The organism is Chitinophaga sp. 9-1-y, assembly GCF_059511905.2.
In genome coordinates this window covers 7646468-7660214 of sequence record NZ_CM197955.1, presented here as the reverse complement: position 1 = coordinate 7660214, position 13747 = coordinate 7646468, and the positions used below count along the sequence as shown (strand labels likewise).

Annotated in this window: 7 protein-coding genes; 2 read left to right on the top strand and 5 right to left on the bottom strand. The window is 46.0% G+C overall.

What is annotated here, in order from left to right; genetic code table 11:
- Positions 1-36 precede the first annotated feature (36 nt).
- The gene (locus AC5ZC7_RS30570) at positions 37-1125 is read left to right on the top strand and encodes a family 10 glycosylhydrolase (RefSeq protein WP_496161192.1); all 1089 of its coding nucleotides are present in this window, start codon (positions 37-39) and stop codon (positions 1123-1125) included.
- A gap of 190 nt (positions 1126-1315) precedes the next feature.
- Here the strand turns inward: AC5ZC7_RS30570 and AC5ZC7_RS30565 are convergent, their stop codons facing one another.
- Positions 1316-3592, bottom strand: coding sequence for a GH92 family glycosyl hydrolase (locus AC5ZC7_RS30565; RefSeq protein WP_496161191.1), 2277 nt, complete (start codon positions 3590-3592; stop codon positions 1316-1318).
- 63 nt (positions 3593-3655) lie between these two features.
- Positions 3656-4867: a glycosyltransferase 87 family protein gene (locus AC5ZC7_RS30560; protein ID WP_496161190.1), complete on the bottom strand. Its 1212-nt coding sequence runs from the start codon at positions 4865-4867 to the stop codon at positions 3656-3658.
- 464 nt (positions 4868-5331) lie between these two features.
- Here AC5ZC7_RS30560 and AC5ZC7_RS30555 point away from each other — a divergent pair, with 464 nt between their 5' ends.
- Entirely contained in the window at positions 5332-7167 is a 1836-nt protein-coding gene (locus tag AC5ZC7_RS30555; protein WP_496161189.1) for an ATP-binding cassette domain-containing protein, read from the top strand.
- A gap of 107 nt (positions 7168-7274) precedes the next feature.
- Here the strand turns inward: AC5ZC7_RS30555 and AC5ZC7_RS30550 are convergent, their stop codons facing one another.
- The 3 genes from AC5ZC7_RS30550 to AC5ZC7_RS30540 are packed head-to-tail and all read right to left on the bottom strand — an operon-like array spanning position 7275 to position 13686.
- The gene (locus AC5ZC7_RS30550; RefSeq protein WP_496161188.1) at positions 7275-8744 is read right to left on the bottom strand and encodes a redoxin domain-containing protein; all 1470 of its coding nucleotides are present in this window, start codon (positions 8742-8744) and stop codon (positions 7275-7277) included.
- 11 nt (positions 8745-8755) lie between these two features.
- Positions 8756-10132 carry a RagB/SusD family nutrient uptake outer membrane protein gene (locus AC5ZC7_RS30545; RefSeq protein ID WP_496161187.1) on the bottom strand — a complete coding sequence of 459 codons (1377 nt, stop codon included), beginning with the start codon at positions 10130-10132 and terminating at the stop codon, positions 8756-8758.
- A gap of 20 nt (positions 10133-10152) precedes the next feature.
- On the bottom strand, positions 10153-13686 hold the full coding sequence (locus AC5ZC7_RS30540; protein WP_496161186.1) for a SusC/RagA family TonB-linked outer membrane protein: 3534 nt from the start codon (positions 13684-13686) through the stop codon (positions 10153-10155).
- Between the last annotated feature and the right edge of the window lie 61 nt (positions 13687-13747).

Below are 13747 nucleotides of genomic sequence, written 5' to 3'. Positions count from 1 at the left end.
AGCTGTGGGAACGTTTTAAAACAGAAAATAACGGATATGGATAAACGTCTTTTTATTAAATCATTAGGTATCGGGGGATTGGCGCTAGTGAAGCCTTCCTTACCGGTAAGTGCTGCCGCCACTGATAATAAGGCGCCGCTGCTGGAGAAAACGGTGGTACAACACCGCGTGTGGATCAATCCTGATCTTAAAGATACCGCCGCTGTATTACAGTCCAGGTACGCCACTTACAGAAAAGCAGGCATCACGGATATTATGTTTGAGGCAGACAGTGAACTACACTTCAAAACGGCCAAAGCCAATGGTATCAAAGCTCATCGCTGGATATGGACAATGAACCGTGGAGAAAAAGACCTGCTGGCGAGCCATCCGGAATGGTATGCAAAGAACCGCAAAGGCGAATCCTGCGCAGATCATCCACCATACGTAGACTACTACAGATGGCTTTGTCCCAGCAAACCAGAAGTGGTAAACTATCTGAAAAGCCAGGTGGAAAAGATTCTCTCGCTTGATTATGTAGATGGAATTCACCTGGATTACGTACGTTTCTGTGATGTGATATTGCCTGTAAACCTGTGGAGCCACTATGGTATTGATCAGTCGAAAGAACTACCGGAATATGATTTCTGCTATTGCGAACAATGCCGCAATGCTTATAAGGAAAAGAATGGCATTGATCCGCTACAGATAGAGCATCCCGATCAAAGCCCATCCTGGCGCAAGTTCCGATACGATCGTATTACCAATGTAGTGAACAACCTGGCACAGGTAGCCCGTCAACATAAAAAGCCCATTTCAGCAGCGGTATTCCCAACGCCTGAAATAGCCAAACGTATTGTGCGGCAAGACTGGACCAACTGGCCGTTGAATGCAATATGTCCCATGATTTATCATGGCTTCTACCGTGAAAATGTGAGTTGGATCGGAGATGCTGTAGCAGAAGGTGTGAAAGGACTGCATGGCGCGTTTCCGCTGTATGCCGGGCTTTATTTACCTGACTTCCACGGCAACTATACTGAGTTAGCGGAGGCGGTAAGATTGGCTATTCAGAATGGCGCGGCCGGGGTTTCTATTTTTGGCGAGGTAACACCGGAAGTACTGCGGATATTGGGAGAGAGCGCGTAAGCGAGTTTTGTCTTTGTACAGGATTAGACTGATTATACTGATTTTCATTTTTTGATTATAAAAGATTAGGGGAGATAAAAAGCGAATATGCTTTTTATCTCCCCTAATCTTTTATAATTTATTTATACTCTTAAAAATCAAAAATAAGAATCAGTATAATCAGTCTAATCCTGTACAAAGACAAAATCCGCTACAGCACGTTTGCAGGTCTGTTTGCAGGCGCTTTACCGAAATCGTAGTTAGGTTTGTTGCCCATCTTCACTACCAAAGTACCGCCTTTCATGACGTCCTGATGTGTGATAAAGCTTTTGCTGTAAGGCTTTCCATTGAGGGTAACGCTTTGAATATAAATATTCTCCGCGCTGTTACCGATGGCCTGTACCGTAAAGGTTTTGCCTCCACCTACGTTGATAGTAGCTTTATCAAACAGTGGGCTGCCTAATACATACACGCCACTGGCAGGGTTTTCAGGGTAGAAGCCCAGGGAAGAAAACACATACCAGGATGACATAGCACCGCAATCTTCATTACCGGCCAGCCCTTCTGGTTTATCGAAATAGAATTCTTTCATTACCTGTCTTACTTTCTCCGCAGTTTTCCATTGGTAACCAGCGAATGGGAACATATAAGTAACGTGATGACTAGGTTCATTACCGTGTGCATACATACCTATCAAACCGGAGATATCGCTGGAAGCTTCTGCCCCCATATCACCTTTAGCGGTGAAGAGGCTATCGAGCTTACGGGTAAAGGCATCGTCGCCGCCCATGAGATGAATTAACCCTTCTACATCTTGTGGTACCAGCCAGGTATATTGCCAGCCATTACCTTCCGTGAAATCACCTTTTTCGTGGATAGAGTTAAACGGATCGTAAGGTGTTTTGAAGCTACCATCGCTCATACGTGGACGTACAAAGCGGATGTTGCTATCGAAATAGTTTTTATAGTAGCCTGCACGTTTTTTATAATATTCGTAGTCGGCAGTTTTACCCATTTTCTTTGCCATGGCAGCAATACACCAGTCGTCGATGGCATATTCCAGTGCTTTTGAAACGGATTCATATTCTTTATCTGCAGGAATATAGCCTAACTCTTTTACATATTTCACGCCGAGGTCATCGCGGGTAGAAGAGGCTTTCATAGCGGCAAATGCGTCTTCTGCATTGAAGCCGGTAAAGCCTTTCAGGTAAGCGTCTACAATAGGAGGCACGGCATGATAGCCTACCATGCAATTGGTTTCGTTGCCATTCAGGTGCCAGATAGGTAATTTACCCTGCTGTTTGTAGATAGCGAGCATAGCGTTTACAAAGCTGTTCACCTTATCAGGATGCAGGATAGTACTCAATGGCGCGCAGGAGCGATAAATATCCCACAGGGAGAAAACAGAATAGTTATCGAAGCCCGGATTAGGATATACTTTTTTGTCGGTACCGCGGTAGCTACCATCATGATCATTGAACAATGCCGGATCAATCATGGTATGATACAATGCAGTATAGAACACGCGGCGGGCCGCGTTGTCTTTTGTTTCAATTTTTACTTTAGACAGTTCCTTATCCCATTTGGCATTAGCGCTATTTACCACTTTAGCGAAGTCCCAGCCTGGAATTTCCGCTTTGATATTAGCCAGTGCGTTTTCGCTGCTAACAGGGGAGATGCCTACTTTCAGCATTACTTGTCCGGGGGATTTATCAAAAACAATAACGCCTTTGGCGGTTTTTGACTTTACGGAATTACCGGTTTGTTGGGTATCTCCATCAAATACCAGGAATTGTTTTACCGGCACGGAAGATTTGATAGCAAACCACAGGCGCTGGTCTTCCGCCCAACCTTTGGAGTAGCGGTAACCTTCGAGTGTGTATTCATCTACCTGACGGATAAATGTTTCTACTGGTGCATCCCAGCCGATACCTTCTTTCAGGTCAATAATGATATTTGCTTGCTGATCTTTCGGAAAAGTATACCTGTGTAAGGCTACTCTTTCTGACGCGGTGAGTTCTGCTTTGATCTTGTAATCGTCCAACTGTACGGCGTAGTAGCCCGGGCGAACGGTTTCACGTTCGTGTGTGTAGTGGGAGCCATATCCTGAAGTAGGATCTTCCTGTGTACCTCTGTTGGTTCTTACTTTACCGGTGTAAGGCATTACCAGTACATCGCCGAGGTCGCCGATACCGGTGCCGCTCAGGTGCATCTGGGAGAAACCTATCAGCACGCTGTCTGAGTAATGATAGCCGGAGCACCAATCCCAGCCCTTCACAATATTGGTAGGACCCGTTTGTACTGCGCCGTAAGGAACACTGGCGCCAACGAATACGTGTCCATGTCCACCGGAGCCAATGTATGGATCTACTGAAGCTACTGATTTACTTTCTACAAATGTTTCTTTCTTCTGAGCATCTGCCTGTATGCCGTGAGTCAGCAATGCAGATAACGCCAATGCGCCACCTATCTTGAATCCCGTGTTCATAATCAAAAACCTTTAATAATCTGGCAATTTACGGCCTGATTATTACTTTTTTAGTTAATTTTTTTATACCTGGGCGATGGGCGCTAACTGCCGCACCGGTGGAGTGGCGTCTTCCTTTTTCAACAAAAACTTCTTTGTAAAGATTTCATACGCAATCATGAGCCACAACATCAGGCAGGGTAAGGCTTTCAGCGCATATGGAATGGCCAGATTTTTCCTCACCCAGGGTGTTACCACGTCTGAATGGGAGAAGCTTACCAGCAAAATGGCAAAAAAGATGAATACGTTATTCCACTTTGTAGAAGGCTGCATCACATACCAGATACAGATGGCCGGGATCGCGATGATGTAGGTAGGCGACTCTGAGCTGCTGCTAAAAAGTACCGGGAACATCAGCGTAGAGCATAAGATGTATAAGCGGTAGCGGGAGTTATATCGAAACTTTAACCGGGTATATTGCAACAGGAATATTACAATTGCCGGAATCAAGACTGCCAGATTGCTTAATTCCGGAACACGGAATACCCGTTTAATAAATCCACCAGCGGAAATATCCTGAAACGGGTGGGCTTCTCCACCATTTTGCGCATTTTTAGCCACCAGTGCCGGCAGCCACTCGTTATAACAACGAACGATATAGCTGGGAGATGAAATAGCCATGGGCAAGGCAAACATTACGGCAGCCCATAGCAGGAGTCCGGCAATAAAGCGTTTCGGATTAGGACTAAAAAAGAAAAATGCGAGTCCTACGATACCATAAAACTTGGTGAGGGTACCTAATACGATGAAAAAGGTAGCCCATAGCTCCTTTCCTTTAATCGTATAGGTGAAGGTCAATATGATGAAAGCTCCTATAAACTGGTTGAGCTGGAACCATCCACTGGCGCCCATCAATTCCGAAGTACACAGTAACAGGATGATATTTTGCTGCATGCGATTGAGCGGAAGCTGACGAATCGCATAAAAAAGTGCGGCAGCACCGGCCATTGCCCATAAAACGGCGCCTATGTGAGGCTCCAGCGCGGCGAATGGTGCAATCACAATACTAAATACCGGCCCATAAAGGTTTACGTCGTAATATTCTTTGGGATAAGGAATGTAGAGGGATTGCTGATGCAGCACGTGAAAGAATACGTTCCTAAATATTTTAAAATTATTAAAATTGTTCCGGGATATATCCACAACAGCGCCCACGAAGGCTAATCCAAACCACAAGGAGAGGACCAACCATTCCCTTTCCGCCAAAAACGTTAGCACATTCCTTTTTTCGCGCATATCAATAGTTACTAGATAAATAAAAAGCTACAGTACGCAGGTATGACGCAGCCGCAGCGCGCATCCCCCTACTGAAAAGCTTAATTATTTAACAAATATGCCCTTATGGAGCGACTGAACTCCTAGTTTTCGGATTCCGCCCACTGTTTGGACTGCGTATTAATCGCATATACTACTGCTGCCATTACCACTGCACAGCAGATTACAAAGGAACTTATCAATAAAATCATAGCAAACCCGATTTTTCACATGATGAACTCAAATGTAAAGAAAAAATGGAATGATCAACTTGATAAATATACATAAGCGGTGATATGTTATTCACATTTGCCATCCTGGGAAAACAGACATTGAAGTTGGAAATCAACAAATTCGGGAAGCTATGGGAGATAAATTCCAGGCAACATTGCTTCCTTCCAGCCCAGGCGCCGGGATGAAAGAAACAATTTTTGTAAATTACCCTCATGAGTGCAAAAGGACGACGTTCGGGCAAGGACGAAAAATTAACCTTTAAAGAGCGACTGGCAGCCTTACGAAACCTACCGGCATTTTTTCGCATGGTATGGCAAACCAGCCCCGGTTTGACAATTGCCAATAGCATATTACGGGTGGCGCAATCAGCCATGCCTTTATCCTTACTTTATGTAGGTAAACTGATCATTGACCAGGTAGTGCACCTGAACAAAGACCCGCATCATTCTACCACCTGGCTATGGCAGCTGGTAGCCATAGAATTTGGACTGGCGATTATATCTGATGGATTGGGTCGCGTTATTTCCCTACTGGACGGGCTGTTGGGCGATCTCTTCGCCAACCACACTTCTGTGAAAATCATGGAACATGCCGCCTCGCTGGATTTAGATCAGTTTGAAGACGCCGATTTCTATGATAAACTGGAACGTGCGCGTCAACAAACAACCGGGCGAACCGTGCTGCTGGCACAGGTATTGAGCCAGATACAGGATATTATTACCATTATATTCCTGGCGGCGGGCCTTGTATTATTCAATCCCTGGCTGATACTATTGTTGTTGCTCGCCGTAATTCCTGCGTTCTTAAATGAATCGCATTTTAACGACCTGTACTACAAACTAGCCTGGGGCCAAACCTCCGACAGGCGGGAGCTGGACTATATCCGCTACCTCGGCGCCAGCGATGAAACAGCGAAAGAAGTGAAAGTATTTGATCTTTCAAATTTCCTGATCAACCGCTTCCGGACTATCTCCAATAAGTTTTATACCGATAAGAAAGACTTACAGGTAAGGGATGCCACCTGGGGTACTGTCTTTGCCATACTGGGCGCAGCGGGCTATTATGCCGCTTACGTGATCATCATTCTGCGAACCATCAGCGGACATCTCAGTATTGGCGATCTTGCATTCCTGGCGGGATCATTCCGGCAATTGCGTACCACCTTCCAAGGTATTTTAATTCGCTTCTCCAGTGTAACGCAGGGCGCATTATACCTGCGGGACTTGTTTGAATATTTTGAGATGCAGCCCAAAATGGTAGCACCGGTGCACCCGCGGCCATTTCCACAACCTATACAACAGGGATTTACTTTTGAAGATGTAGGTTTTAAATATATCAATTCCGACAAATGGGCCATCCGTCATTTGAATTTCACCTTACATGCCGGCGAAAAGCTGGCGCTGGTAGGGGAGAATGGTGCTGGCAAAACCACGCTGGTAAAGCTATTGTCCCGCCTGTATGATCCGGTAGAAGGCCGGATTTTACTAGATGGGGTTGACCTCCGGGAATATGATCTGAAAGAATTACGTGTACATGTAGGCGTTATATTCCAGGATTTCCAGCGCTATCAGATGACGGTATCGCAAAATATTGCAGTGGGTAATATCGCCCAAAGCGGCAACCAGGATATGATTGAGGATGCCGCCCAACAAAGCCTGGCTTATCCGCTCATTGAAAAAATGCCACAGGGCTATCAGCAAATGCTGGGGCGCCGTTTCCACCAGGGGATAGAACTATCTGGCGGTGAATGGCAGAAAATCGCACTGGCGCGGGCTTACATGAAAGATGCGCAACTGCTGATATTGGACGAGCCTACTTCTGCACTGGATGCACGGGCAGAATACAATGTATTTCTCCGCTTTGCGGATCTTACCCGTCATAAAACGGCTGTGTTGATTTCTCACCGGTTTTCCACCGTGCGCATGGCCAATCGCATACTGGTATTGGAAAGGGGGGCTTTAGTAGAAATAGGCAGTCATGAAGAACTGCTGGCAAAAAAAGGAAGATATGCGGAGCTGTTTGAGTTGCAGGCTGCAGGATATAAATAAAAGAGGGACGCTAATGCGTCCCCCTTTTAAAGAAAAACTATGGCGGAAGGAGAGCTAATGCCCCTTGTACACAGGACGCAGCTATTCAGGTGCTACCCCTATTGGTACTACAAAAGTTTATTAATCGCTTCTTTGATGGTACTTTCCGCGCTGGGCCTGGGCGCATTTGCACTCACCACTTTTCCTTCTTTATCAAAAAGCAGGAAAGTAGGGTAGCCAGGCACCTGGTAATACTGCATGAAAGCCGTTTTTTCGCCGGAATACAGTTGTAATGTTTGCTTGTGGCCGGCCATTTCTACCCAGGTGGCCTTGTCTTTAGGCTTATCTGCCGAAATACCTAAAAACACGATATCCTTACCGGCATAATCAGCCGCCATTTTTTCAAAAAGTGGTGCTTCTGCGCGGCAGGGACCACACCAGGTGGTCCATACATCCACATACACCGCTTTTCCTTTAAGGTCGCTGAAATGCCAGATTTTCCCTTTATGATCTTCCAGGGCAAAATTGAGCCCTGGTGTGCCTGGCAATACATTTCCCATGGTGGCAATCAGTTGCTGTAAACGGTTCTGAAAAGCCGTATCTTTTATAGGCTCGCTGGCAGCCATCGCGAGCTTGCGCGCAATGGGCAGTTGGTTTGTTGTGTAATGTTTATTGAGATAAGAAAAATAGGTGTTCTTTACATACACGAACCTGGCCACTTCCTTAAATGGCGCATACTTGTTTACCTGCAATATTTTCTGTCCCAGGAAAAGCACTTTAGCGCTATCACTCATACCAACCATGGCGCTTTTATAGCGTTGATTCAGCATCCAGTCGTAGGTAAAGAAGAATCCTCTTCTTGCTTCTTCCGGAAGGATGTACTTCACAAACACCGGTTTATTCACCAGCTCAAAAGCTTTATCATTATAGGCTGGCGCTATTAATGCGGATGGCAGGGCTGGCGTAATTTTATTTTCATCGTAGTACCAGCTGTAAGCATTGCGGATAGTGATTAAACTATATTCATACAGCACCTCCAGGTAATTATTATAACCCGTCAATTGCTTTGCGCTGGCATACAGTGTTTTCATGCGCTGCAAATGTGCTTCCATGGTAGAAATGGTCGCTTTATTTTCGTCCAGGCCCGTCCACATATCATCCATCACTTTGTAGCTGTTATATTCATACCATGCCAATACATTATTCAATGTGCCGGCTTTAGACTGAAGCGTATCCATCAGGAGGCCTTCGTTTTTCCCGTTGAATATAATACTCAGTGAGTCGCCGGGTTCCAGGTATACTTTCTGCGACGAGCTTACTTCTTTGCCCCGTAACGCCAGTGTCACCATTACCGGTTCGCTGATGTTGGTGCTCCAGGTGATATATTTTGCGCTGTCTGCGGGGAAACGCTCACCGGCAGGCTTCATTTTTCGCACCAACACTTCGCTTACAGCGGGTAGTTGTTCTACCTGGAAGTAGCCGTCTATATCAGTGCCGCTCATGGTGATAGTACTGCGCTGTGGCTTGCTTCCTTTATTTTGAGCCGTTACCACCGATGCGGTAATGAGGGCAAATAGTAAAAAAATGGTTGCTCGCATGATCTACGTTTTTATCTTGGATTTTGCTCCAGGTGGCTGGCGGTAATTTCCTTGTTGGGAATAGGGAGTACATAACGGTTATCGCCTGGTGGCAATGTCAGGGTTTGCCCATCCAGTGTACGCGTTAACGTTACTTGTTGTCCAGGATCCATATTCAATCGTTTGAGATCCATGAGGCGGAGATTTCTAAACACCAATTCCTTACGGCGTTCCAGTAATACTATTTTCAGCGCTTCTTTAGCAGATGCAGCGGTTAACGGCTGGAAAGTATTCTCTTCGAAACGTTTTACCAGTAAGGTATTCAGATCTCCCATAGCTTTGGAAATATCATTTTTACGTGCATAACACTCCGCCCGTACCAGGTATAGCTCTGCTACCGTAAATCCCGAAAATGGTGAAGGGACATTCGTACGGCCGCCATCGTTATATGTACCAATGTATTGATAGTTCCCATTATCCGGCATCTCTCTAAACAATAAAGAAGTGCGCAGATCATGGTTGTCATATAGCTGATAAAAATCTGAAGAGATGAAATGATTTTTAGCATATACCCCTGTGGTAGATGAAATAAAAATCACCTCCGGATTATTCACAATATTTATCGGGAATACTGCATCAAAAGTAGAGTTCGCCGGATCCACTGTTTTATAATCTACCAGGGTATTTTGGAGAGACAACGCACTGTTAGCCTGTTCCATGGCCTGATCATAATTGCCCATCTGCAGGTTAATACGTGCTGATAAGGCATAGGCCGCGGTGCGGGAAGGCCTTGTTTTAAAAGATGATTTCACTGGCAGCAACTTAATAGCGTTGTCTACATCCTTAAGTACCTGCGCATATACTTCTTTCACACTATTACGTGTAACCGACGTCGTTATATCTGATGACAACCGCAATGGTACGCCCGGATCTTTATCTGCGGTAGCTACATTGTATTGTTTGGCAAAGGTATTCAGCAGGTTGAAGTAGGCGTAGGCGCGAAAGAACACTGCTTCTCCCTCAACCTGGTTACGTATTTCCGGGAGTCCGGCCGGGTTGGCCGCCAATCCTTCCAGGATGGTATTGGCGTAAAAAATGATTTTATACGGTGCGCTCCAATCGCGGATATCTTCATCAGGTGCAAAAACATCTTTGCTCCAGGTGTAGATACGTTGTTGATATTCCTGCGAGAGGTCGCCGTACTGACTTTCTGATAACGACAGGTCATCAGTCATGATGTCTGCCAGGCCCGGAGTTAGCGTCATGGTCCACTGATCATCGAGCAGTAAACGAAAATCCTCTACACTGTTGGGAATGAGTTTGTCTTTCGGCTGTATATCCAGGTAGTCTTTACAACCTGCCAAAGCCGCCGCTATAAAAGCAAATATGATATATATACTCCTTTTCATTGCTTAGTAATTTGAGGTGATTAGAACCCTACTTTGGCGCCAATAGCCAGTGTACGCACCGGTGGCATCACCGATGAAAATGTTTGTGGCGCATAGTCAGGATCTATTCCATTTTTATTGGCTCTCCAGATAATACCCAGGTTGCTGGCCTGCGCATACAGTGTAATGCGGTTCACCGGCAGGCGGGCTACCGTTTGCTTAGTGATATCATAACTTAACAGTACATCCTGTAAGCGGATATGATCTGCTTTATCCACGTTTACATCTGAATATTGATAGAAATCATTGTTTGCCCTGTCCTGTGTTCTTACGGCAGTGAAGGCAGGAATATTTGTTTTCTTTTCATCTCCCGGTTGTTTCCAGCGGTCTTTAAAGCTGTCTGGTCCGCGCTGGTACATTACTGCCATGGTGTAATAACCGAGGTCACTGCGGCGATAGTAGTGGCCCAGTTTATACAGGAGATTCACGGTCAGGCTTAACTGCTTATAGGAAAAGGTATTTGCCAGGCTACCAAATACCGGCGGATTCACGGCACCCATGTACTTCATTTTGTAGATGTTATCGTAGGCGCGGCCTGCTTCAAAACGATCGGTGATGGTTTTTCCATCCGGACCGAGAATTCTTGCATTTCCTTTTGCATCCAGTCCGCCCCAGGGGTAGGCCCATATACCGAATAGCGGATATCCTTCTACCGGCAGGTAAGTAGACTTATCATCATTATCGCGGCCGCCATACAACAGGAACAAGGAAGGGTTCATGTCGCCACCGGTGTTATAAAATTTGGTCACCTTATCTTTTGCGATGCTCAGCATAAACGTGGTGTTCCAGCGGAAATGATTGGTACTGATATTACGGGAGTCCAGTTTTAGTTCCCAGCCATTTGTGCGCATAGCGGCTATATTGCTGCTGATGCTATTGAAGCCGGTAGACGGCGCCAGGAAATCGCTTCCAAAAAGATCCTGTGCACGTTTATTGAAATACTCCAGTGATCCACTCAAGGTTTCATGGAAGAGCGCGAAGTCCACACCCAGATTCACTTGTCCTACTTTTTCCCAACGCAGGTTAGGATTGGCAGGGTTGATAATGTTAGCATAGGGAATGAACGACGTGGAGTTTTCGCCGGAAGGCATCAAACCAGCCGTGGTATATGCGGTAGCAGTTTTGTTGATGTTACCATTAAAGCCATAAGTGGCGCGGAGTTTCAGCATATCTACCCAGTTGGCATGGAAGAATTTTTCGCGCTGCACCTGCCAGGCACCACCCACTGACCACAACGGGTTAAGACGGCGATTGCGTTGTACGCCAAAAAGGTTAGATCCGTCTACACGTCCGCTGGCAGACAAGGTATAGCGGTTCAGATAAGTATAAGAAGCGTTGGTGAAATACGAAACAAAGCGATCTTTTATGTAGGTAACTGGGGTACCTACGCCTAACACACTACCAATAGAGTTGGTAAATCCATACATATCCGGGAATTGCGTTACCATATCCACATCTGCATATTGCAGCGTACGATCGTTGTAACCGAAGAGGCGTTGTCTGTTCCCTTCTCTTAAAATCTCCCTCGCTTCTGCTCCGGCAATGGCTGCTATTGCATGCCTTTTTCCCCATAGGTGGTTGAAGTTCAGTTGGCCGCGGAAGGTTTGTGCGGTCAGTTCCGTTTTAGCGAGAGTTAAGATATCGCCTAATGGCAGATGTCGCACTTGTTCGCCGTCAGGCATGGTTTCAGAGAAGAGGTTTACGTTGTCTCTCACCATGAAGGTGCGTTGGTCTGCCAGGTCCCTGTCTGATCCGGTATTCTTTTCCAGGTTGTATTTCAGGTCGAGATTTAAGCCTTTGGTGATTTCGTAGTTAGCACCGAGTCTAACGTTCACGGCCATACTTTTTATATGACGGTTCATCATTTGATATTCCGTCAGTGGGTAGTAGTCCATGTTGAGGAGTCCCTGGTCGTAGCCATTTTGCTTGAATGCATCATTGTACATCCAGGGTATTTTCAGGGCGTTGCCTTTATCATCGATCAGGCGGGTGTAAGGGGAGGGGATCTGTGCGGACACATTGGTAGCGCTGCGGGATCCGCTGATCATATCGAAAGGGGAGCTGCCACTTACATCAAATGGGTTGGTGGTATTGCCCTGTGAGAGCTGTCCGGCGATGCTTAATTCTAATTTCTTTGTTACGCGTACGGTGTTACTGGTATTCAATGTGAAGCGTTCGTAGTCGCTGCCCACCATGTAGTTGGCATTTTTATCATATCCTGCGGAGAGATAGTATTGCATGTTTTCGCTACCGCCACTTACATTTACCTGGTACTGCTGTGTAAGTGTATTCCGGGTAAATAACCGGCTGTAGTCGTCCAGGATATCGATATTACGTAATGCGTCTACTTTTTGCGCAGCTACTTCATTGGTGATTTTCCCGTCTTTCGCATCTTTCCAGATCTGCACTGCTTCCGGAATAGGGGTACGGCTACCGGGAGAAAACAGGGAATTAAATCTCCCAGCTTTAAACAATATCTGTTGTGCATCTATATAATCACTGCTACTCATTAAACGCAATTGACCATAATCCGGCTTCTTTCCGAAAATGATGTTGGATCTTGCTTCTACAGTAGGACGCTGATTTAACTTACCCTGGCGGGTAGTGATCACAATCACCCCATTGGCCGCACGAACACCCCAGATAGATGCGGCAGCGGCGTCTTTCAGGATGGTAATGCTTTCTACATCATCCGGATCAATGCTATTCAGGTCGCCTTCAATCGGGAAACCATTTACCACAATCAATGGCTGATCTTCCGAGAACAGGGTACTGCGGCCGCGCAGGCTCAGCTTAGGCTTATCAGAGGTAACACTTCTTGAAAAAGATAATCCGGTGCTCAAGCCTTCCAGTTTGTCGAGGATATTGGTAGATACCCGTTTATCCAACTGGGATTTATCTACCTGCGAAAATGAGCCCGTAGCGCGTTCTTTCGGGAGGGTAACATATCCTGTAGTAACCACTACTTCGTTGAGTTTCTTTTTATCTTCTTCCAAAAAAATCACCTGGTCATCCTCCGCTCTCACTTCTTTGCTGATATATCCCAGGAAAGATACCTGCAACACGGGATGCTGGATGCCGGTAGTTACCGTAAATGCGCCACTACTATTGGTAGTAGCTCCTTTATCGGTGCCACGTACACGGATAGTAGCGCCAATGAGCGGCTGTTTACTTTCGTACGCCAACACCCGGCCGCGGATAGTGTACTCCGCCGCCGTAGTGGTGGCTGTCTTCGGCGTTACCACAATCGTTTTATCCACTACCTTCCAGGTAAATGGAATCTGGCTAAAACACTGCTGCAATGCAGATTCCAGCGACGCCTGCTTCACCGACAAACTCACCGTTCCGGCCTTTTTTATAGACTCGTTATTATATAAAAATTCATACCCGGTTTGTTGCTGAATCACAGCAAATGCTTTCTCCACGGGCACCTGCTGCAGACTGGTTGTGACAGACTGCGCGCATAGTGATCCTATATACTGCATACAAAGCAGTAACATCGACAATCGTTTCATTGACTACAAGAGATTTTGGCTCAGCGAGCATGACAATTGTACCCGTAACGTTCCGGGTACT

Excerpts from the sequence above, each read along its gene's own strand:
- AC5ZC7_RS30570 (WP_496161192.1), top strand. The coding sequence starts at position 37 with ATGGATAAACGTCTTTTTATTAAATCATTAGGTATCGGGGGATTGGCG.
- AC5ZC7_RS30565 (WP_496161191.1), bottom strand. The coding sequence starts at position 3,592 with ATGAACACGGGATTCAAGATAGGTGGCGCATTGGCGTTATCTGCATTG.
- AC5ZC7_RS30560 (WP_496161190.1), bottom strand. The coding sequence starts at position 4,867 with ATGCGCGAAAAAAGGAATGTGCTAACGTTTTTGGCGGAAAGGGAATGG.
- AC5ZC7_RS30555 (WP_496161189.1), top strand. The coding sequence starts at position 5,332 with ATGAGTGCAAAAGGACGACGTTCGGGCAAGGACGAAAAATTAACCTTT.
- AC5ZC7_RS30550 (WP_496161188.1), bottom strand. The coding sequence starts at position 8,744 with ATGCGAGCAACCATTTTTTTACTATTTGCCCTCATTACCGCATCGGTG.
- AC5ZC7_RS30545 (WP_496161187.1), bottom strand. The coding sequence starts at position 10,132 with ATGAAAAGGAGTATATATATCATATTTGCTTTTATAGCGGCGGCTTTG.
- AC5ZC7_RS30540 (WP_496161186.1), bottom strand. The coding sequence starts at position 13,686 with ATGAAACGATTGTCGATGTTACTGCTTTGTATGCAGTATATAGGATCA.